Annotated in this window: 22 protein-coding genes; 14 read left to right on the plus strand and 8 right to left on the minus strand. The window is 41.4% G+C overall.

Features of this window, described 5'->3' with window-relative positions:
• Positions 1-154: 154 nt before the first annotated feature.
• A complete protein-coding gene (locus NST01_RS03790) occupies positions 155-1,786 on the plus strand; it encodes a M14 family metallopeptidase (protein ID WP_341041537.1) in 1,632 nt (543 codons plus the stop codon).
• A 73-nt stretch (positions 1,787-1,859) separates the two neighbouring features.
• Here the strand turns inward: NST01_RS03790 and NST01_RS03795 are convergent, their stop codons facing one another.
• Positions 1,860-2,345: a phenolic acid decarboxylase gene (locus NST01_RS03795; protein ID WP_008341777.1), complete on the minus strand. Its 486-nt coding sequence runs from the start codon at positions 2,343-2,345 to the stop codon at positions 1,860-1,862.
• A gap of 113 nt (positions 2,346-2,458) precedes the next feature.
• On the opposite strand from NST01_RS03795, the gene NST01_RS03800 reads away from it, so the two are divergent.
• The 3 genes from NST01_RS03800 to NST01_RS03810 all read left to right on the plus strand — a co-directional run bounded on the left by NST01_RS03800 (position 2,459) and on the right by NST01_RS03810 (position 4,753).
• On the plus strand, positions 2,459-3,016 hold the full coding sequence (locus tag NST01_RS03800; protein ID WP_335358030.1) for a PadR family transcriptional regulator: 558 nt from the start codon (positions 2,459-2,461) through the stop codon (positions 3,014-3,016).
• A gap of 104 nt (positions 3,017-3,120) precedes the next feature.
• Positions 3,121-4,227, plus strand: a complete 1,107-nt coding sequence (locus NST01_RS03805; RefSeq protein WP_341041539.1) for a nitric oxide synthase oxygenase — start codon at positions 3,121-3,123, stop codon at positions 4,225-4,227.
• A 100-nt stretch (positions 4,228-4,327) separates the two neighbouring features.
• Entirely contained in the window at positions 4,328-4,753 is a 426-nt protein-coding gene (locus NST01_RS03810; protein ID WP_268391010.1) for a hypothetical protein, read from the plus strand.
• 14 nt (positions 4,754-4,767) lie between these two features.
• On the opposite strand, the gene NST01_RS03815 is transcribed toward NST01_RS03810, so the two are convergent.
• Entirely contained in the window at positions 4,768-5,040 is a 273-nt protein-coding gene (locus tag NST01_RS03815) for an acylphosphatase (protein WP_035391366.1), read from the minus strand.
• A 122-nt stretch (positions 5,041-5,162) separates the two neighbouring features.
• Here NST01_RS03815 and NST01_RS03820 point away from each other — a divergent pair, with 122 nt between their 5' ends.
• Positions 5,163-5,813: an MOSC domain-containing protein gene (locus NST01_RS03820; RefSeq protein WP_046342941.1), complete on the plus strand. Its 651-nt coding sequence runs from the start codon at positions 5,163-5,165 to the stop codon at positions 5,811-5,813.
• Between the two features lie 41 nt (positions 5,814-5,854).
• Here the strand turns inward: NST01_RS03820 and NST01_RS03825 are convergent, their stop codons facing one another.
• The 3 genes from NST01_RS03825 to map all read right to left on the minus strand — a co-directional run bounded on the left by NST01_RS03825 (position 5,855) and on the right by map (position 7,300).
• A complete protein-coding gene (locus NST01_RS03825) occupies positions 5,855-5,992 on the minus strand; it encodes a YflJ family protein (RefSeq protein ID WP_008341771.1) in 138 nt (45 codons plus the stop codon).
• Between the two features lie 134 nt (positions 5,993-6,126).
• A complete protein-coding gene (locus NST01_RS03830; RefSeq protein ID WP_017366810.1) occupies positions 6,127-6,288 on the minus strand; it encodes a hypothetical protein in 162 nt (53 codons plus the stop codon).
• A gap of 262 nt (positions 6,289-6,550) precedes the next feature.
• Positions 6,551-7,300 carry a type I methionyl aminopeptidase gene (gene map, locus NST01_RS03835; RefSeq protein ID WP_008341769.1) on the minus strand — a complete coding sequence of 250 codons (750 nt, stop codon included), beginning with the start codon at positions 7,298-7,300 and terminating at the stop codon, positions 6,551-6,553.
• A 190-nt stretch (positions 7,301-7,490) separates the two neighbouring features.
• Here map and nagE point away from each other — a divergent pair, with 190 nt between their 5' ends.
• On the plus strand, positions 7,491-8,855 hold the full coding sequence (gene nagE, locus NST01_RS03840; protein WP_050827054.1) for an N-acetylglucosamine-specific PTS transporter subunit IIBC: 1,365 nt from the start codon (positions 7,491-7,493) through the stop codon (positions 8,853-8,855).
• A gap of 18 nt (positions 8,856-8,873) precedes the next feature.
• On the opposite strand, the gene NST01_RS03845 is transcribed toward nagE, so the two are convergent.
• Positions 8,874-9,632 carry a DUF817 domain-containing protein gene (locus NST01_RS03845; RefSeq protein WP_146271601.1) on the minus strand — a complete coding sequence of 253 codons (759 nt, stop codon included), beginning with the start codon at positions 9,630-9,632 and terminating at the stop codon, positions 8,874-8,876.
• 194 nt (positions 9,633-9,826) lie between these two features.
• On the opposite strand from NST01_RS03845, the gene NST01_RS03850 reads away from it, so the two are divergent.
• A complete protein-coding gene (locus NST01_RS03850; protein ID WP_007496570.1) occupies positions 9,827-10,330 on the plus strand; it encodes a DoxX family protein in 504 nt (167 codons plus the stop codon).
• A gap of 42 nt (positions 10,331-10,372) precedes the next feature.
• On the opposite strand, the gene NST01_RS03855 is transcribed toward NST01_RS03850, so the two are convergent.
• Complete coding sequence (locus NST01_RS03855) at positions 10,373-10,960, minus strand: YjgB family protein (RefSeq protein ID WP_050827677.1); 588 nt, start codon at positions 10,958-10,960, stop codon at positions 10,373-10,375.
• A gap of 101 nt (positions 10,961-11,061) precedes the next feature.
• Positions 11,062-13,044, minus strand: coding sequence for an LTA synthase family protein (locus NST01_RS03860; RefSeq protein WP_017358781.1), 1,983 nt, complete (start codon positions 13,042-13,044; stop codon positions 11,062-11,064).
• A 578-nt stretch (positions 13,045-13,622) separates the two neighbouring features.
• Between NST01_RS03860 and NST01_RS03865 the strand changes: the two genes are divergently transcribed.
• The 7 genes from NST01_RS03865 to NST01_RS03895 all read left to right on the plus strand — a co-directional run bounded on the left by NST01_RS03865 (position 13,623) and on the right by NST01_RS03895 (position 22,051).
• Positions 13,623-15,281 carry a pyridoxal phosphate-dependent decarboxylase family protein gene (locus NST01_RS03865; RefSeq protein ID WP_008341763.1) on the plus strand — a complete coding sequence of 553 codons (1,659 nt, stop codon included), beginning with the start codon at positions 13,623-13,625 and terminating at the stop codon, positions 15,279-15,281.
• A gap of 31 nt (positions 15,282-15,312) precedes the next feature.
• Positions 15,313-17,037 (plus strand): methyl-accepting chemotaxis protein, encoded by a 1,725-nt coding sequence (locus NST01_RS03870; RefSeq protein ID WP_341041543.1) that lies wholly within the window; start codon positions 15,313-15,315, stop codon positions 17,035-17,037.
• Between the two features lie 81 nt (positions 17,038-17,118).
• Positions 17,119-17,523 carry a DnaJ family domain-containing protein gene (locus tag NST01_RS03875; protein WP_017366818.1) on the plus strand — a complete coding sequence of 135 codons (405 nt, stop codon included), beginning with the start codon at positions 17,119-17,121 and terminating at the stop codon, positions 17,521-17,523.
• A gap of 143 nt (positions 17,524-17,666) precedes the next feature.
• Positions 17,667-19,100 (plus strand): PTS system trehalose-specific EIIBC component, encoded by a 1,434-nt coding sequence (treP, locus tag NST01_RS03880; protein ID WP_035703666.1) that lies wholly within the window; start codon positions 17,667-17,669, stop codon positions 19,098-19,100.
• Positions 19,101-19,115: 15 nt separating this feature from the next.
• A complete protein-coding gene (gene treC / locus NST01_RS03885; protein WP_341041544.1) occupies positions 19,116-20,816 on the plus strand; it encodes an alpha,alpha-phosphotrehalase in 1,701 nt (566 codons plus the stop codon).
• A gap of 19 nt (positions 20,817-20,835) precedes the next feature.
• Positions 20,836-21,552 carry a trehalose operon repressor gene (treR, locus tag NST01_RS03890; RefSeq protein ID WP_007496585.1) on the plus strand — a complete coding sequence of 239 codons (717 nt, stop codon included), beginning with the start codon at positions 20,836-20,838 and terminating at the stop codon, positions 21,550-21,552.
• Between the two features lie 64 nt (positions 21,553-21,616).
• On the plus strand, positions 21,617-22,051 hold the full coding sequence (locus NST01_RS03895; RefSeq protein WP_268450652.1) for a terpene synthase: 435 nt from the start codon (positions 21,617-21,619) through the stop codon (positions 22,049-22,051).
• The last annotated feature ends 16 nt before the right edge of the window (positions 22,052-22,067 follow it).

Consider the following 22,067-nt stretch of genomic DNA (forward strand, 5'->3'; position numbering starts at 1 on the left):
GCACTCTTTTTTAGGTCCTATTGCAGGGCAACATCCATTCATTTGCCCTATATAAAGACATGCATGATTCCTCCAAAAGATATATTTTTGAAAAATGTTGACACTTTTGCTGTTTTTTTCTTTATAATGCAAATCAACGAAGGGAGAGGATAGCATGTCCAAACAGAAAAGTACCATTCTTTTTGCTGCTGTATGCCTCATGGCAGGAAGTTTGTCGATGGTGACCCCAGCTTCAGCGAATGCAGAGACCCCTTATTATGGAAAAAGCTATGAGCAGCCAGCCTCGGTTCAAAAACTGTATCCTGAGCCTGACGAAACGTTTGATACCCCTGCCTTTCAGAAAAAAGGAGAAGCATTTACCACACAAGAAGAGCTTCAAGATTTTTTACGTGACATTGTCAGTAAAAGTCCTTACGCCACGCAGAAACAGATTGGAACATCCATTGAAGGCAGATCCATTCCAGCCCTCTATTTTACAAAGGATCGTCACATCTCTCCACTGTCAAAAAAGCCAACGATCTGGCTTCAAGCACAAATACACGGAAATGAACCAGCCTCCGGTGAATCTGCCCTTGTCATCGCCAAACGACTAGCAGGTGATGAAGGAGATCGTATACTGAGCCATGTTAACGTCATCATTGTTCCAAGAATCAATCCAGATGGTTCTTATGCATTTGACCGCAGGCTTGCAAACGGAATGGATGGCAACCGTGACCACATGACCTTAGAATCTCCAGAGCTGACAGCCCTTCATCAAGAATTTAATCGCTTTGCGCCCGAGGTCGTCATCGATGCCCATGAATATGATGTCGGTCAAAAGCAGTTTGAAGACATCGGTGCATCAGGTGCTCTCAAGTATCACGATTTGCTGATATTATCCGGTAAGAATTTGAACATTCCTGAAAGCATTCGATTAACGTCAAATGAATTGTACGTCAACGGAGTGCGTGAAGCATTGACGAATAAAGGATTTTCCAACGATTTATATTATACAAACACAAGAGGGAAGGACGGAAAAATCGATCTTTATGAAGGCGGAACTGATGCACGAATTGGCCGAAATGCCCTAGCGCTTTCACCAGCTTTATCCTTTCTTGTAGAAAGTAGGGGGATTGGAATTGGCAGAGAGGACTTTACCCGGCGCGTGGCAGCACAAGTCACCACTCATGAAAAAATCATTGAGACAACAGTGAAGCATGCTAAGCAGGTGAAGCAGCAAATGGTGACAGAGCGGCTGAAACTTGTGAAAAAAGGTCTTCAATCAAACGATGAGGATCAAGTAGTCATTCAAGATGCTTACAAGGCGCCTGTGAACGATTCACTCGAAATGGTGGATATTGAGAAAGGACAAACCACTAATGTCCCGGTACGTTTTCATAGTGCAAGTGATGCGGTTCCTGTCTTAACAAGAGAACGGCCGACAGCTTATCTCATTCTCCCAGGGCATGAAGGGGTAGATAGAAAGCTCAGAACTTTAGGGTTGAAAAGTGTGACACTTCCTGTTGGCATGAAAGTGCCAGTTCAAGCCTATCAGGTGATAAAACGGGTGGAAACAAGCAAAACAGATATTCAGCTTGAAACGAGACTGGTTGAAAAGAAACGTCAGCTGCCAAAAGGAACAAAGGTATATGTGACGGCACAGCCGCAAACCAATTTGCTATCGCTTGCCCTTGAACCAGAATCAAAAGACAGCTATATGTCATCTGGTTTTATTGCATCGAAAGTGGGCGATGAACTACCAGTTTACCGATTCTTGTTATCTCAAAAGACGTTAGGTATGAAATAAAAAGGGCTAAAATGAAGTAACTTTTTAGCCCTTTGTCAACCATCTAGAAGCGGCACAGTGCGTGCCGCTTTTTCTATTTTCGTCCAGCTCTGATCTCATCGGTCATGCCTTCATACGGTGCTTCTGCGATAATCGTTTCATCGTTTACCCCAGCATGGTGGATGTACGTAATGTCTGCGAATTCTGGTACGACATACTTCGGATAGGTTTCATATTTTTCACGGGATTCTTTCATGAGGTCGATATAGTCATTTTGATAGCAAACGGTGATATCTGGACGTTCATGCACCCATTTTGGGAAGAAAATGACGCCATGCATGCGTTTCTCCTCAGGCATAAAGTTCAAAGACACGTCTGTCCCAGTCGGTTCCGTCCAGGAAACTTTGTATACCCCTTTTGTCAGTTTCACAATATTCACTTCTTGATCACGAACCCAGCGGCCTCCAACCATTCCGCTATGAATGCGGTAATCAATGGTGTGATCATTTTTAATGTAAATCTCATATTCCCAGCCATTTTCATACGTATAAATCATATGAAGTCCAACGAATTGATCCATGTTTATTCCTTCTTTCAATTAAAATGATGTTGTTTCAAACATGTCATGATTTACATGTTTATTTTAGGGTGTATGGTATACTATTGTCAAAGAATATGCGTTGGAGGCATGTCATGAGAGTACTGAAATATGCCATTCTTGGCTTACTAGATCAGCGTGAGCTGACGGGATACGATATGAAGAAACACTTTGAAGATTCCCTTGGACAGTTTTGGAGTGCGAAGCATAGTCAAATATACCCTGAATTAAAGCGGCTAACAGAAGAGGGTTTTATTGAATTTGATATTCACATACAAGGAAAGAAGCTAGAGAAGAAGGTTTATCAAATCACTGATGCAGGAAAAAGAGAACTGCATGAATGGTTAAGGGAAAAAGGCCCGATTCCAGACACAACAAAAGATGAATTTATGTTAAAAACGTTCTTTATCTCGTCTATGGATCAAAAAGAAGCGGCCGGTCTCTTCTCACATCAGCTGCAGGAGCGAACAAAGAAAGTAGAGGTGCTTGAACAGAAACTGAACGTTTTAACAGAAGAAGATCCATCTGCCCAATCACTGCATTCAACACAATTCGGGCATTATTTAGTGCTGACAAGAGCAATTGAAAGGGAAAAAGGGTATGTTCGCTGGCTCCAAAAGACCCTTGAAGTCATTGATTCATCCATTGTCTAAGGACAATCGTCGCACGATATGATAAAAAATGGTTTGAAACAAGTGAATTTATCAATAGAAACCGCTACAATGGATATATTCGTATTAAAGTGAGGCGAGTATGTTTGAGTAACCAAGAAGCGTTGTGGAATGAAGCAGAAGCTTTTATTTCTGTATGCTATGAAGAATTAGGCAAGTCAAATGAAGAAAAAGCAGCACGTCTGCATGAAATAAAACAAGAAATTGAGTCTGACGGCATGTATACTCATACGCAGGAAGAATTAGCTCACGGGGCAAAAATGGCATGGCGCAACAGCAACCGGTGCATTGGGCGCTTGTTTTGGTCAACACTGCATGTGCATGACTGCCGGCACGTGACAACAGAAGATGAGGTGAAAGAGGCACTCTTTCATCATATTGAGTATGCGACAAATGGGGGTAAAATCAAACCGTCCATTACCATCTTCCCACCAGAGAACAAGGGACGGAAGGAAGTCGTTATTTATAATCATCAGCTCGTTCGTTATGCGGGATATGAGTCGGAATATGGCATCATTGGGGACGAGACATCACTTGAATTAACCAAGTTGTGTGAAGCGCATGGCTGGAAAGGCGAAGGCACGCATTTTGACCTTCTGCCACTTATGTTTCAGCTAAAAGATCAGCCGCCGGTTTTGTATGATCTTCCGAAAGAAATCGTTCAAGAGGTAGAGATCACTCATCCTGAATATGATGGGTTCGGTGATTTAGGACTGAAATGGTATGCTGTTCCGATTATTGCTGATATGAAATTAGAAATTGGCGGCATTCATTACAATGCGGCACCGTTTAATGGATGGTATATGGGAACAGAAATTGGCGCACGTAATCTAGCTGACGAAAACCGCTACAATATGTTGAAAAAAGTCGCTTCTATTTTAGGGCTCGATACAACAAAAAATTCGTCACTTTGGAAAGACAAAGCCATTGTCGAATTGAATGTCGCGGTTCTCCATTCTTACAGGGAAGCAGGGGTGACCATTGTCGATCATCATACAGCTGCCCATCAGTTCAAACAATTTGAAAAACAGGAAGAAAAAGCTGATCGTAAGCTGACTGGTGATTGGACATGGCTGATTCCGCCAGTATCACCAGCTGCTACGCATATCTTCCATCGTCACTATGACAATACGATCGTGAAACCGAATTATTTTTATCAGGAAAAACCCTACCACGGGACGGAAAGAGCCTAGCGAAAAGCTAGGTTTTTTTGTATGAAATGAGTCTTTGGAATGTTGTTTGATTTGGAAAATGATGGTTTAATGGCGGTGAAATCAAAAAGGGGGAATATAGATGAAAAAAATGACGTTGCTCATATTTTTGGCTGTATTCAGTTTCAACGGATTTCTACCACTAGGTGATGAAAGAGCTAAAGCAACGACTGTAGCAATGGTTCAGAATGACATCGATTTAAAGGTGACAACCGATCGTTCAACTTATACTTCGCTTCATCCTCAGGTCAACGTCAACATGACAGCAATAACAAATGAAACACTTTATTATACAGCTGCTATTCGAAAACTTACTTTCCCAGTGACACCAGTCTTTACACACGAAGGGTCTATCTCTGGACAAAACGCTTTCGCAGCACCTACTCGTTTATTACTTCCTAACAGTGGATCAGTCAACTATGATGTTCATGTGAGTCTCTACAAAGATGCTTCACGTACAACCTTGATTGGTTATGATGTTGCAAACCCATTTACTGTTGTGAAATAAAGGATACACATCAACTATCCTTTAATCCGAAAGTCTTGATAATGGGCGAACTTGGTGAGCGGCTCCATGTCCAAATGTGTGACTTTTGAAAAAGGACTACCTTTACGGACGGTCTCTAAAAAGTCAAACACCTCCTGCTGCTCTCCTTCTACTTTTAACTCCACGTGACCCTCATCTGTGTTGCGTACCCAGCCTTTTATCCCTCGATTGACGGCTTCTCCTTGAACAAAATAACGAAAACCGACTCCTTGAACTCGTCCTTTTACAATAGCGTGATAATGAACCAATGTCATCTCTCCTTTTTTCTCATCGTACCATAACCTGTCTCGTTCCTTCACGTACCGACTATGATTTGACTGTCAAACCATGTAAAATAAAAGCAATCAGACAATCAAAGGAGATGGCGAGAGTGGGGCAGACAAGGTACGACATCGAAGGAATTCAAGTAGGACAACCTATCACCACCTATGTGAATGGAAAAGAAATCAAAACAGCCATCAACAAAAAGCGTATTCACGAGCCTGTTTATTTGAGTAAGCTCAATTTTGATGGAGATGGACAAGGTGATTTGGTCCATCACGGAGGTGATGATAAAGCCGTTTGCGTCTTTCCATATGATCACTATACTTATTTTGAGCAATTTTTAGGGGTGCCGTTACAGGAGGCAGCCTTCGGTGAAAACGTGACCGTGCATCAGCTTGTAGAGACAGAAGTTCGTATTGGAGATGTATTTCAGCTTGGGGATGCGCTAGTTGAGGTCAGCCAGCCAAGACAGCCATGTGTGAAGCTCTCTCTTAAGCATGGAAACATGAAGCTTGTAAAGGAAGTGCAGCAAACGGGATATACCGGTTTTTATTTGCGTGTGCTGAAAGAAGGAATGGTCTCTCCTGATGAAGCTCTTGTGTTAGTCGAAAAAGCGCCCCATCCCATCACAGTCCACGAAGTCAATGAAGTCAAATACCGTCAAGTAGATCAAAACAGGCTGAAAGCAGTTCTTGAAGTAGATGCCTTAGCAGATGTGGTCAGAAAATCTTTAGAAAAACGTGTTCAGCCCATATAAAAAAGCCGTACATCTGCTATGGATGTACGGCTTTTCAACATTTAAGAGCTCGTTTTCTTTTGCTCAAGAAGATTTGCAAGGAAATAAGTTTTAAAGCTTTGAAGCTTTCTTCCTTCATGCTTGGTCACACCAAGCTTCTTTAATTCTTCGACATACCAGCCTTTGCTACCATAATGCATGATAGAAAACTCCTTTCAATGGAAACTGCCTGCATTGTAACATCTCAAAAAAGGACGTGAAAAGTGTGCAGGTGTTTAGAAATGAAAACTGATTCTATCTGCCTATGATCCATGTATATGCTGGAAATAATTATTTATGAATTTGGCGGGTTGAGGGTAACGATGATCATGCCCACTGTCATAATCATGATGACAATACCGAGGTAGGTCATCATGGATTGTTTTTTCTTAATACCTACAACCGTTAAAATAATACTTTCAATAAAGAAGATAATACCGATGATGATGAACCACATATCAAATAAGACCCCTTTCGCATATCTTTGCCTATTTTACCACAGGCATTTTTGTTTAGTCGTGACAGATTCGTGAAAGGGATTGCAGATTGTTGAGAAAGGGCTAAAATGAACTTGATTTTAGCCCTTTGTCTTCTCTTCAGCGTGATAGAAAACCTTTGAAGTCTAGGAAGGACGAGTACTGGCGCGCAGGACTGACACCGAATGCGAGGGTTTGTCTACACGCTAAAATCCCCTCCAGTGAAGGAGGGGACCCGCTTGCTTACAGCTTTGTTAAAATAATCGGTTCGTCTTTTGTGATCACAATCGTATGTTCAATCTGTGCGACCAGACTCTTATCAGGTGTTTTAAATGTCCAGCCGTCATCCGCTTGATAAATCGACTCAGCATTTGTTGAAATGAAAGGTTCAAAGGCGATGACTGTCCCATTCTTAAACAAAGCATTATCGAATGGATCATAGTAGTTCAAAATATGGTTAGGTGCTTCATGCAGGCTTTTCCCAATGCCGTGTCCTGTCAAGTTCTTAATGACGGTAAATCCTTGTTCTTTCGCCGTATTGTAGACCGCACGGCCAATTTGATTTTGTCTTTTTCCGGCTTTCGCATGCTTTAATCCTTCAAGGAATGCATCCTCTGCACACTGGCATAATGCTTCAAGACGAGCATCTCCTGTACCTAAAACGAATGAAATCCCAGTATCGGAATAATATCCATCAAGCTCTGCTGAGATATCAATATTAATGAGGTCGCCCTCTTGTAAAATGGTTTTTTCACTTGGAATGCCATGTGCGACTTCATCATTGACACTGATACAAGTCGTACCGGGGAAATCATATTCTTTTTCAGGAGCTGAATTGGCTCCATGTTCTTCTAATATTTTTTTCCCTATCAAATCTAATTCTTTTGTAGACATGCCTGGTTTCGCTTGGCTTTTCATTTCTTCTCTTGCCAAAGCGACAATTCGGCCGACTTTTTTTAAGGCTTCTAACTCATGATCATGTTTGACAATCACTGTTCATTCCCGCTTTCTATAACTTCATTCTATTCAATAGCTTACCACATTTTACGCCAAAAGAGTAAAGGCTGAGATTTGGGTGAGATGTGGACAAATTGGTATAGATAACTAGATGTGCATATGATATATTTTTTATGAACATCATGAGAGATTTGTTCATGATGATGACGAAGGGGGGAGAAATAAGATGGTGTTTCAGTTTTTTCAAAAGTTAGGAAAATCATTTATGCTTCCAATCGCTGTGCTTCCTGCAGCGGGTATCATTTTGGCTATTGGGCGAGAAGATGTATTCAACATCCCGTTTATTCATGCGGCAGGAAATGCAATTTTTGCGAATTTGGCTTTAATTTTTGCTATGGGTGTAGCGATTGGTATTTCAAAGGACGGTAACGGGGCAGCGGCGTTATCTGGAGCGATCTCTTATTTTATTTTGTCAGCTGGTACCACGTCGATCAATTCGACCAACAATATGGGGGTATTGGGTGGTATTTTGTGCGGACTTTTGGCAGGTTACGTTTACAATAAATTTAAGGACACGAAACTGCCGGAATACTTAGGTTTCTTTAGTGGAAGACGGCTTGTGCCAATTATGACAGCACTTTTTACCATTCTATTAGCAGCCGTTTTTGGATATGTATGGCCTCCAATTCAAAGTGTGATCAATGATTTAGGGGAGTGGATTTTAAGTCTTGGAGCAACGGGTGCCGGGCTGTTTGGCTTCTTTAACCGCCTGCTCATTCCATTAGGACTTCATCATGTGTTGAATAATCTATTTTGGTTTCAATTCGGTGAATTCAGCGGAGCGACAGGTGATTTAGCGCGGTTCTTCAAAGGCGATCCAAGTGCAGGTGTCTTTATGACTGGTTTCTTCCCAGTGATGATGTTCGGGCTGCCGGCGGCATGTCTCGCGATGGTTGTGACCGCAAAGCCTGAAAAACGAAAAGCAACAGCCGGTCTTATGATTGGAATGGCACTGACGTCATTTATTACAGGAATCACAGAACCAATTGAATTCTCATTTATGTTTTTATCTCCACTTTTATATGGTGTTCATGCGATATTAACTGGTCTTTCGCTCTTTATTGTCAACACCTTAGGCATTCATAGCGGTTTCGCTTTTTCAGCCGGTGCGATTGATTACGTTTTAAGTTTTGGAATTGCGCAAAAACCCATTCTGTTACTTGTGGTTGGGGTCATCTATGGCGTGATTTACTTTGTTGTTTTCTATTTCCTGATTAAATTGTTAAAGCTAAAAACACCGGGCAGGGAAGATGATGACATCGAAGATATTTCAGGGGATGATACACATACTGCCGGAGCAAGTATGCTCGTAGAGGGACTAGGCGGCAAAGGCAATATCACCACAATTGACCATTGTGCGACCCGTCTTCGTTTAACAGTAGAAGATACAGATTTATTAAATGAAGGTACATTGAAAAAAGCAGGTGCCAAAGGGGTACTGACGTCAGGAAAAACTTCTGTACAAATCATCATTGGAACAAATGTCGAATTTGTCGCCGATGATCTTCGCAAGGAAGTCGCTCGGGACTAAAAAAAGCGTTCAGCCAGATCAAATGGGCTGAACGCTTTTTTGTTTTCGCTGTTCGATCACCAGTACAATGCTGATGACAACAAGTAAAAACCATGAACTGATTTTACCAAGATGGACGAGAGACCAAGCATGCTGCTGATTTGGATATTGCCATGCTCCTAAAAAGGTCGTGACATTTTCGGCCACCCAAATAAAAAATCCAATCAGCAAAAACGAGATAACAAGCGGCATGCGAAAGGTCGATGAACCGACCTGAAAGGAAACTGTTGTTTTTCGAAACACAACCACTAGGAGTAATGTCAGCCACCAGCGTAAATCATAGATCCAGTGATGAGTAAAGAAATTGAGGTAAATACATAAACTGATCCCAATCGAAAGGTACGGCTGAGGCCATGCTTTCACCTTCACGTGAAGCCGAGTCAGTGCCTGATAAATATAGCTTGCCACGCTCGCATACATAAAACCGCTATAGAGCGGAACCCCCAAAATTTTCGTATAAGCTTCTTCAGGATAGGACCATGAACCCATATGTACTTTGTAGATTTCTAAGCCTATTCCAATCACATGAAAGAGACAAATAACCTTCAACTCTGTCAGCGTCTCAAGCCGTAGCATCAGCATGAGAAGCTGTGCCATGAGGCAAAGCAGAAGAATAACATCATATCGATGAAGAAAAGGAATAGACACGACCTTTGATAGGGCAAGCGCCGTAAAGATCATGACAGGAAATAGACAAGAGATGGCCTGTAAATAAGCAAAATGAAATAATGTTTTCATACAAAATGTAACCCCTTTTTACTGTCTGAAATAACTTAGACGGCAATAGCAAGGGGAAAGTTTACCTCGACTAGATATTCATGAACAATTTGTGAATATATATGTGAAAAGGATCACAAATGTATATTAAGTAGTATAATAAGATCATAAAGAAAATGTGAAATATTTCACATAATTTAAAAGGAGGCATCATCATGTTTACAAAATTCTTACAAACGAATGTATGGGCAGCGGTTATCCTTTTGGCAGCAAGACTTTATATCGGATGGACTTGGCTGACATCTGGTATTGGAAAACTAACAGGCGGATTCGATGCATCAGGATATTTGCAATTTGCCATAGCTGAACCTGTTGTGAAAGATGGACATCTTGTTTATCCGTTCTATGTCTGGTTTTTAGAAAATGTCGCGTTGCCAAATGCCGGACTCTTCAGTGCCATGGTCATGTGGGGAGAAATCTTAGTTGGTCTAGGACTAATTGTTGGATTGTTCACAACAACAGCAGCCTTTTTTGGAAGCGTGATGAATGTCTCTTTCTTACTAGCTGGAACCGTTTCTGTTAACCCGCTTCTTCTTCTAATCGCCGTCTTCATTATGGCAGCGAAAGGAAATGCCGGAAAACTTGGCCTTGATTATGTAGCAGGTCCAGTCCTTAAGAGAAAACTGAAAAGAAAGCCGCATTTAGAAGTGGCATCTTAATAAAAGAAAGCATCCTGAGCGAAAACTCAGGATGCTTTTTATTTAGGAACCGGCTTTGATGAGGTTAATATGCACCACAGTCAGCTCGTGCTGACTGATATCTGGATCATGTCCGACGATAAATTCGAGCTCATAATTACCGGTCTGATAAACGTATTTTTTCTCTTTTGTTTGCGGGATGGTGCTGACTGAATCTGCTGATCCAAGCTGTTTCTTTAATAGGGAAGGAGTCATTCCTCCGATATTCGTTTCTTTTTCTACATTTGTTCCAAAATAACGGATTTCGTTAATCTTGCCTTTTTTGTCATAGTGAAAAGCAAATCCAGGGTTGCCCATCTCAGCATGATACAAATCAAAGCCGCTTTGATCTGTTGCTGGATAAGGCTGTCCTAATTTATGCCGTACGTCTTTTTTTGTTTGAACCCCTATTTTGAGTCCTTCTGCATAGTATGGCATTTGTCCTTTATGCGCCAGCTGATAAATGCTGTTTAGTGCTGCTTTCGGACCTTGAGGAATGGATTGTTCTGCCTGCGTTTGGGTCAGGGCGTGCGCTGAAATCGCCGGGCTGAAAGCAAATAAGGTGGAAGAAGCGAGTGAAGCGGTCACGAGAAATGCTGCTGTTTTTTTCATGATCAATAATCCCTCCTTCTTCACCTATACCCGGTGTCATGCGGATCAAACGTAAAAAGCCCCAGCTGATCTTGGATCGGCTGGGGCTTTAAATGAGAAAGTTATTTGGAAGACGAGCTGGATTCATCTTTGGCGGAAGAGGAATCTTTTTCATCCTGTACTTTCTTTGTGTAGTCATAATCATTTCGCTCAATTGGTGTAAAGCCTTTAGGTTTGTAGAAACGGAGTAAATCTTCCGTGACAATCTTATCAGATGTCTCTAGCATCTTTTTCACCGTTTCGTTTTCTTGTGATGCCTTTTCAGTCGGCTCGATTTTTTCACCTGTTTTGTTGCTGTAATAGTTGTTGCCTACTTTCGTGTAGTCCTTAGACACGAAGTCTCCATTTCTAAATGGCACAAGCTCTTTAAAGTTCTTCGATAAGATATCAGAACCAGACATTAAATAGTTCTTTGTATCATCTCCGAGCAGGTGGAGAAGGGTAGGCGCAACATCCACTTCACCAGAGTATTTATGAATCTGTCCGCCTTTTACGCCTGGCACATGGATAAAGAGCGGCACACGCATAAGCTGGGCATTTTCATAGTCTCCAATTTTTTCGCCAGTCACTTTTTCCATCGCTTCATTATGGTTTTCTGAAATGCCGTAATGGTCACCGTACATAATGACGACGGTATTGTCATAGAGACCGGATTTCTTCAAGTCATTAAAGAACTGTTCAATGGCTTCATCTAAATAATGAGCAGATTGGAAGTAGTTATCAACGACGGAGTCTCCGAAGTCGCCAGGTTCAAAATCGGTATCACCTTCATCCATACCAAATGGGAAGTGGTTTGACAGCGTAATGAATTTCGAATAAAACGGCTGTTTTAGATTTTCAAGCATTGGCATGGATTCTTTGAAGAACGGTTTGTCTTTCAATCCATAGTTCTTCGTATCTTGTTCATTCATATCGTAGTACTCAGAATCGTAAAATCTGTCATATCCAAAGGACTTAAACATTTCATTCCGGTTCCAGAACGTTTTCGTATTTCCGTGGAATTCAGCGGACGTGTATTGGTCCTTTTTCAAAATGCCAGGAAGCGCCTGATATGTGTTTTGAGCTTTGTTAATAAACACAGAGCCTTGTGATAATGGGAAAAGCCCCGTATCCATCATAAATTCCGCATCAGATGTCTTTCCTTGTCCTGTTTGATGGAAGAAGTTATCAAAATAAAACGTTTTGTTGTCATGGGCTAATGAATTGAGGAAAGGAGTGACCTCTTTTCCATTCACCTTGTAATCAATGACAAAGTTTTGCAGTGATTCAAGAGAAATCGTAATGACGTTCATGCCTTTCGCTTTCCCGTAATAAGCCGGGTTTGGATCAGCGCTGTTCGCCTTTAGATAATTCTCTACATCTGTTACGTCACTTGAATTTGCCAGGGCACGCTGGCTGTTTGATTTCACATTTTGAATGGCATCAAACACCGTAAAATTATAAGCACCCAAGTATTTGACTAAATAATTGCGGTCGAACGATCTTGATAAAAGCTCTGGGCGATCAATTTCTGCTGCGATTAAGTTGACAACAAAGATCAGAACAGAGGACACAAGAACGAGTCTAAACGATTTTGTTTTTTGAACAGGTACAGTTGCTGTACTTGTTTGCTGCTGTCTTTTCATGCGGACTGCGAGTACGATCAAGATGATGGTATCGAGAAAGTAAAACATATCAGTCCAACGCATGAGTGAAAATGCACTATCACCTAATTGTCCGCCATTCGTTCCTGCCTGCATCACTGTAGGCAGCGTGATAAAGTCATTGAAGAATCGATAGTACACGATGTTTGCGTAAAGTAAAAAAGACATGAAAAAGTGAATCACAATGATAGCGGCAGGCTGCCATTTTTTCTTGAACAATAAAGCAAAGCCAAGAAAGAACAAGCTGGAGCTAATAGGATTCACAAAAAGCAAAATATGCTGAAGCACATTTGATATACCAAGTTTAAATTCGATTAAATAAGCTGTATACGTCTTGAGCCATAACAAGATGGCTGCAATCACAAAGAAGCCGAGGCCCCTTTTTTGAATAAATGTTTTCATTTAAACACTCCTTTTCTCCGTTAAACGGAAGAGGCGGAACGAAAGAAAACGAACCATTAGAATATACCATGAAATGCACAAATAGAAAAGTCATAACCGGTGAGCACCTAAGGCAGCCTGTCCGAGCTAGAAATGGGAAGACATCGAAAATATTCGATCTCCGAAAAACTTTTTGTGAAATTCATCCTAATAATTACAGAAAATTCTGTATTTTTCCTGTTGCTATATCAATAAAACAGGTAAAAAGACACAAGTCTAAAGAATTAATTTGATTTCTACAATGGTGTATTTAGGCGGATTTCCAGTGTTTATTAATGTTTATGCAGGTTAAGTAAAAAAAATGAATGAATAAACCGCTGAATTGTCTGGATAATAATTCCTTCAAGAAAGTATATTGATATATATTGTTGTTTCACAAACATAATGGTTTTGATGTGTATTGTAAGGGTTTTATTCTTTTTGATGGGTGAACAAATTATCTAAATATACTTAAGTGAACAGTTCGACACTATAAACTTTTGAAACGGGGTCGATATAGACAGTGACAGGAAATCTTCCATTGAAAGGATTGATAGTATATGACTGTACGAGCACAGAACCTCGTTCAGAACTGGTTTCCGAGTGAGGACGGAAATGCAGAAGAGCGGAAAGAACTCATTAAATTAATGGAACAGATCATTTCAGGGGTCGATGACCTGAAGGATCCGAACCGTGCTCACCTAAAAGGTGAAAAGAATCGCGAGGAGGACTTTTACAAAAAGCTCACTGAAACAAGTCAAATTCCGATGAACGGACAACAAGCGGAACTTGTGAATGAAGAATTACTGAAGCTTTTACATAATCATCCATACCACACGAAGTATTTCTTCACGAACATTTTGCCAATGGCAAGTACACCAGGAATTCTAGGCATGCTGACGGCTATGCTGGTTAACGGAAACAACCTATGGGATGTGTATGGACCAGCAGGCGCAGAAGCTGAGGTCAGAGTGGTCTCAATGATGTCTAAGCTCATCGGATATGATCCAAATGTGAGCGGGGGCTACACAACATGGGGAGGTCAAGGGGCTATTTTCTCGGGGCTTCGTTTAGCAATTTCGAAAGTTGCACCGGAGTCATTACGAAAAGGTGTCCCGCAAAATCTTTATGCGTTTTGTTCTGATGCAGCACATTACAGCTTATTTAAGTCAATGGAAGCAACAGGGCTTGGCACAGACAACTTAATCAGAATTAAGACGAATAAAGATCATTCGATGGATATGGAAGATTTGCGTTGTCAAATGGAACGTGTTGCCCAAAATGGCGGAATTCCCGTTTATATTGTGGCAACAACCGGAACAACAGATGCCATTGCAATTGATGATGTAAAAGGGGTACGTGAAACGGCAGAAGCCATTGCTGAGGAGTATGGTCTCAAGGTGCCGCATATTCATGCGGATTCGGCGCTTGGTGGATTCTTTGCTTTCTTTAATGAGTATGATGTATCTGAAAACCCGCTGCAATTCTCAGACGGTGTTCTTCGTATGCTAAAAGAAATCAAAGCGAAATTCCAGCATCTTTCTCTTGCTGACACGATGTGCTTTGACTTTCAAAAGCTCGGACAAACACCGTACACATCTAGTTTATTCTTGGTGAAAAACGCTGCTGACTTAAAGCGCTTGGACCTAGAAGAACAAGAAACACCATACGTTGGACATAGAGGATACGGGGAATACCATACCGGTTATACACTGGAATGCTCAAGAATGGGAAGTTCCATCAGCATGCTAAGTGTGCTGCTAACGTTTGGAATTGAAGGATACCAGCGCTTGCTCGGTCAATTTTTAGAGGTGAACCTTGCATTTAGAGAAGCACTTCGTCAGGAAATTCCACAAGCAGAAGTCGTCAATGATGACAATGTCGGAATGGCTACATTGTTTAGAATTTACCTAGACGGCTCTCCTCGTTTTAAGGAAGAAGTGTCTGGTGAAGCAACTGCTATGGAAATTGAGCGCAACAATGATTTGAACAAAATCCTCTTTGAAAAGCTTGGAGAGAAAAGAGACGAAATGTTCTTTGGCGATACAACGAAGTTTTTACAAGTCAATGCCAAAGAAGGTCAAGAATTCTATCTAAGTGTGAGTAAATTTTTTGTGATTTCACCTTATACGTTACCGGAGCATATCCCTCATATCGTATCTTATTTAAAAGATGTCATTGCATCTGTTTGTGGACAATTTGAAAGTGTAGAGGCTTAAATTAAAATTGAGAGTGGAGATGTAGAAAAAAATGGCGAAACAAAGGAAGTTTGGAGGACTTACGATATCCTCCAAAATCATGTCAGTCGTTGTCGTAACATTACTCGCAACCGTTGCATTATTCGTTCTAACATTTTATTTAGTTAGCCAGGATTTATCTTCGCAATTATTAAAGCAATTTGATTATCGATTAACAACAGATATTGATACAGCGAAAAAAGAAATCGATAATATGGATGGAAATGTCCTTAGCATTAGCGGGAAGGATGATCCTATTTATGTGGAGATCAAAAAGAAATTCACAGAGCTGAAAGAAGATCATACGCTTGAGAACTTATACGTGTTATCAAATAAGGGCGGCAAAGAAAGAATCATCGTACTAACAGGGGAAGACAATGATTTTGATCAAGATTATGTCTTTTCAGATGAAATGAAACAAGCTCTTTCTGAAGATAAAATGGTCAAAAGTGATATTTACGTTGATTCGTATGGGACTCATAAATCCGTCTTTTTACCAATTAAAGATTCAGGCGGTGAACTCACGGGGATTTTAGGAATTGACTTAGATGCGTCTGTTGTTCCAGCAACAACGAAAAAGCTGACAATTTATATTACAGTAGCATCTGCGATTGTGCTCATCGGAGGATTACTCTTCTCATTCTTCATGGGAAGAAGAATTGCAAAACCAGCACGTTCATTAATGGAATCAGCGGATCGAATTGCAGATGGTGATTTAACTGGCATGGTAGAAGTTCAAAGTAAAGATGAGATCGGTCAATTAGCAGCTTCCTTCCAGAAAATGCAGGGACGGATCAAAGAACTTATTGGAAAGATCTCAAACTCATCAAGTGAAGTGTCGAAAATGTCTTCACAGCTTCGCACAGTGACAACGGAATCTAGTCAAAGTGCACAACAAGTGTCAGAAGCGATGACGAATATGAGTGAAGGAATCAATGATTCAGTCGCAAACATTACAGACTGCACAACATCTGTTGCGGAAATCGATACTCAAATCGAAGGCGTGACAAAAGAAGTGGATGAAATGAAATCTGTTTCATCAAAAGTACAAGAGCAGTCAGAATCTGGTCAAAAATTGGTGCAGCATGTGCTTGAACATCTCAACATGTTACACGACATGATGACAAGCTCCAAGCAAGCGGCAGAAGAATTGCAATCACATTCAACAGAAATTGAAAGTGTCATCTCCATTATTACGGACATTTCAGCGCAAACGAATCTGCTTGCACTGAATGCTTCTATTGAAGCAGCACGTGTAGGAGAAGAAGGAAAAGGATTTGCTGTTGTGGCTGATGAAGTCCGTAAGTTAGCTGAACAGTCAGCTGATGCAGCTAAAACGGTCTCAGACTTAGTCATTGGCACACAGGAAAATAGTCAGCGTGTCCTTGAAAGCGTGGAGGAAAGCAGTAAAGCAGTGGAAGAAGGCCGGGAGCAAATGAAAGGCACCTCGCAGAACTTCGCTGGTATTTATGATGGAGTGTCTCAATTTGCAAGCAGAACGAACAATTTGCTTCAATCTATTCAGCAGGTAGAACGAGCATATCAAACAATTTCTACATCGATTGAACAAATTTCGGTCGTGTCAGAAGAACATGCGGCAAGCTCTCAAGAAGTAGCGGCAGCAACAGAACAACAAAGTGCTGGCATGCAGCAAATTTCAAGTGCGATTGAACAGCTCTCTGACATGTCAGAGGACTTGGCACAAATGGTATCTACTTTTAAAATCGACAAAAAATAACGAGAAAGCTGGCTCTTGTGAGAGAGTCAGCTTTTTTGCTATGCTTAACCAAATATCAGACGATCTGAAAGGAGACGTGTCATGGATTTTGCGCAGAGATTGTCAGAAGAACGGATCAAAAAGGCGATGGACCATGGAGCTTTTGAAGGACTATCAGGCTTTGGGAAACCTCTGCCAAAGGATGATGCTGCTCATGTACCTGAAGAGCTGAGGATGGGCTATCGAATCATGAAAAATGCAGGCTTTGCCGGGGAAGAAACCGCTTTGAAAAAAGAACTAATGACGGTCAAAGAATTACTGAAAACGAGTATAGATGGAGAAGAAAGAAAAAAACTCTCTCTCATATGTGAGGAAAAACAGAAACGCCTCGATGAACTCACATCCAAGCGCCAAACGTTTGCTCGTCCAGCCTCCTCCTTTTATAAGAATAGGGTCTACGAAAAACTAACGGAGCATAAAAAAGATGATGACACGCTGCCTCTCTGAGCACATTGAGGGAGCTTTTTTTATGAAAGCGCTACATTTTCTTATTGACTACATGTATATACAAATATAAAATATGAAGTGAACATGTATATACAAGTTTTGATTCTTTTTTCTTATAAAAAAACGATCTCGGAGGGGATATCATGGCTGATTATCAGGCAGCGGCAGATCAGATTGTGAAAGCCATTGGCGGCAAAGAAAACATTGATCAAGCCACACATTGTGTGACAAGACTTCGTTTTGTGCTAAAAGATGAAGCTAAGGTGGATGAGAAAGCACTAGAACAAATTGATGAAGTGAAGGGATCTTTCTCAGCGAATGGCCAATACCAAGTGGTCATTGGTCAAGGAGTGGTGAATCGGGTTTATGCCGAAATGGTCAAACAGACGGGAATCGGCGAAGCGACAAAAGAGGACGTCAAGCGTGCCTCTGATCAGAAATTAAACCCACTTCAGCGTGCGGTGAAAACGCTTGCAGATATCTTCATTCCAATCCTTCCAGCTATCGTGACAGCCGGTTTATTGATGGGGATTAATAATATTTTAACAGCTCCTGATATTTTCTTTGATCAAAAATCCATTGTGGATGTGTATCCGGCATGGGCGGATTTAGCGAATATGATCAACTTGATTGCAGGTACTGCCTTTACCTTTTTGCCAGCATTAATCGGCTGGTCGGCTGTCAAGCGGTTTGGAGGTAATCCACTTTTAGGGATGGTCCTCGGACTGATGCTTGTACATCCAGATCTGTTGAATGCGTGGGGATATGGAGCGGCGGAAAAGACAGGTGACATTCCTGTTTGGAATTTGTTTGGACTTGAAGTACAAAAGGTAGGTTACCAAGGGCAGGTTCTTCCGATACTCGTCGCCTCCTATTTACTCGCAAAGCTCGAATTATTTATAACAAAACGGACACCTGAAAGTATTCAGCTGTTAGTTGTTGCACCAATTACATTACTGCTCATTGGATTTTTATCATTTATCGTCATTGGTCCCGTTACATTTGCGATCGGAAACGTTTTAACATCTGGACTCGTCACCGTATTTCAGCAATTCGCAGCACTTGGCGGTCTTTTATATGGCGGATTGTATGCAGCGTTAGTCATTACAGGCATGCATCATACGTTCCTAGCAGTCGATATTCAGCTGATTAACTCAAAACTGCACGGCACGTTCCTATGGCCAATGCTCGCCCTGTCTAATATTGCTCAAGGGTCGGCGGCACTTGCGATGATGTTTGTCTTAAAAGATGAAAAGCAAAAAGGGCTCTCGCTGACATCAAGTATTTCTGCTTACTTGGGCATTACTGAACCGGCGATGTTTGGGGTGAACTTGCGCTATAGATTCCCATTTATTTTTGCCCTGATCAGTTCAGGGATAGCTGGTATGTTTATTGCCTCACAAGGGGTACTGGCAAGTTCAGTCGGCGTTGGAGGCATTCCAGGAATCTTCTCGATCATTCCGAAATATTGGGGGGCATTTGCCATCGGAATGGTGATTGTGCTGATCGTCCCATTCATTGGTACCCTTTTATATGCAAAACTTAAAAAGAAGGATGTATCACAAGAACTTAACTAGTGGTGGTGAAGGAAATTGAATCAACAAACAAACGAACCATGGTGGAAAAAAGCCGTGGTCTATCAAATCTATCCGAAGAGCTTTTTAGACACAACAGGCTCTGGTACAGGTGATATCAATGGCGTGACGAAAAAGCTCGACTATATCAAAGAGCTAGGGGCGGATTGTATTTGGCTGACACCTATGTATGAGTCACCACAGCATGACAACGGTTATGATATTAGTAATTATACAAAAATACATGACATGTACGGCACAATGGCCGATTTTGAGCACATGCTGAAAGAAGCACATGAACGAGGGATTCGTGTCATCATGGATCTAGCCGTGAACCATACGTCGATTTTCCATGAGTGGTTTCAAGCCTCCCGAGAGTCCAAGGAGAACCCGTATCGAGACTATTATATTTGGAAGGAACCGAAAGCGGACGGCTCTCCTCCGAATGACTGGCAGTCAAAGTTTGGCGGGCCAGCGTGGGAATTAGATGAAGCGACAGGTGACTATTATCTTCATTTATATGATGTTACCCAGGCAGACCTCAATTGGGAACATGATGAAGTACGCAGGAAAGTATATGACATCATGCACTTTTGGTTTGAAAAAGGGATCGATGGATTCAGACTGGATGTCATCAATAACATTTCAAAGGATCAACGCTTTTTAGATGATGCCGGGCAATCAGTGCAAGGTGACGGGCGTATGTACTATACAGATGGGCCGAGAATTCATGAATTCTTGCATGAAATGAACCAGGAAGTGTTTTCGAAATACGATAGCATGACCGTGGGGGAAATGTCTTCAACGAATATTGCAGACTGCATTCGGTATACAAGACCTGATCGGCAGGAGCTGGATATGACGTTTAATTTTCATCATTTAAAAGTCGACTATCCTAACGGTGAAAAGTGGGCCATTGCGCCATTTGATTTTCTAGAGTTGAAATCAATTCTGTCAGAATGGCAGACGAAAATGCATGAGGGCGGCGGCTGGAACGCACTCTTTTGGTGCAACCATGACCAGCCACGCATCGTGTCTAGATACGGTGATGATGGCACGTACCATCAGCAATCAGCGAAGATGCTGGCGACCACCATTCATTTGATGCAAGGCACTCCTTATATTTATCAAGGTGAAGAAATTGGGATGAAGAATCCTCGCTTTGAGGACATTTCGTCATACCGCGATATCGAATCACTCAATATGTACGAAGTCATGCTTGAAAAAGGGAAAACAAAGGAAGAAGCTTTGGCGATTTTACAGGTCAAATCAAGAGATAACGCAAGGACACCTATGCAATGGACGTCGGAAAAAAATGTGGGGTTCTCAAAAGGTACGTCTTGGATTGAACCGGCTCAAAACGGCATTTCAGTAGAAGCTGCCTTAAAAGATGAGACGTCGATTTTTTATCATTATCAAGCCCTTTGCAGGCTTCGTAAGGAACTTGATGTAATCACCTATGGGAGCTTTACTTTACTGCTGGCAGATGATCCAAAGGTGTTTGCGTATGTCCGAGAAGGCAAAGATGAGAAGATTCTCGTGATCAACCATTTTTATGCAGGCGAGACGGACTTTACACTTCCAGATGAGCTTGCAAAGGATGTCAATGAAATGGAAGGGCAAGTTCTGCTGTCCAATTATGAGGATGTGCCGGCAGATATCAAGGGATTTACGTTGCGCCCATATGAGTCAATCGTTTATCATTTAACCAAACGCTAGTAAATGGGGCGGAAGGAAAATGAAAGAGAATAAGTTTCGAGTGATTTATGATCAGCTCGCAAGACGAATTGAACAAGGTGAATGGCAGGATAAAGGCATCCTCCCATCAGAACATGAGCTGTCTGTCATGTATGACACATCCCGTGAGACGGTGAGAAAGGCATTAAACATCCTTGTGCAAAATGGCTATATCCAAAAAATTCGTGGGAAAGGCTCAGTATTGCTGAATCGAGAGAAAATGCAGTTCCCAGTTTCGGGTCTTGTCAGCTTTAAAGAGCTTTCCCAAACGCTTGGGCGAAAGACGGTAACAACGGTTCATGAGTTCGGTTTAATCAAGCCAGATCAGTATATTCAGTCTCAGCTGAAAATCAGTGGGCAGGAGGACGTTTGGGAAGTGATTCGCTCTCGCAATATTAGCGGAGAAGAAGTCATTTTAGACAAAGATTACTTTTTGCAAAAACATGTGCAGGTCTTGTCTAAGGACATTTGTGAAGGATCGATTTACGAGTATATTGAAGGAGAACTTGGGGTCTCGATTAGTTATGCTCAAAAGGAATTTGTGGTCGAGCCATGTACTGAAGAAGATGAAAGGTATCTCGATTTGAACGGGTTTGATCATGTGGTAGTGGTGAAGAATTATGTGTTCTTGGAGGATACGAGTCTATTCCAATACACAGAAAGCCGCCACCGCCTAGATCGTTTCAGGTTCGTGGATTTTGCTAGAAGAGAGAAGTAGACAGGGCCGAGGCTCTGTCTATTTCAGGTTTTAGGGAAACAAGAGCAACATTCTAGGAGGACAAATGATCAGACTGAATAGACCATTAAAATTAAGAGATTTAGAAATTTTTAGCGTGATGAAAGATCACAGGATTTTATGTTATGTCATCATTGAAGACACGCGAAAACCGTTTACGGAAGAAGATAGAAAATTAGAGCCATTATGTGATATGGATGAAGAAGACATTCAAGCGATTTTGAATGTATTTCATATTTCAATTATCAGTGATGAAACATTAAATGAAGAAGATTTAACCCTTGTGAAATCGTACTTTGCTGAATTTGTGAATAACACGAACTTAACGAATTTCATTACGAGAGAATATGTTCAAGAGGATTTATATGCCGTTGATGATGAAGATGATATCGCGTTTTTTAATAGAATGCTGCGTCATATAGGGTCAGATGATGTGAAAGAATTTGATGACCGTCATTGGATGTATTTATCCCAAGATTGATAGTGAGATGGAAAAA

This window comes from Bacillus sp. FSL R7-0166, assembly GCF_038008935.1.
In the GTDB taxonomy this organism is placed as follows: Bacteria; Bacillota; Bacilli; order Bacillales; family Bacillaceae; genus Bacillus; species Bacillus altitudinis.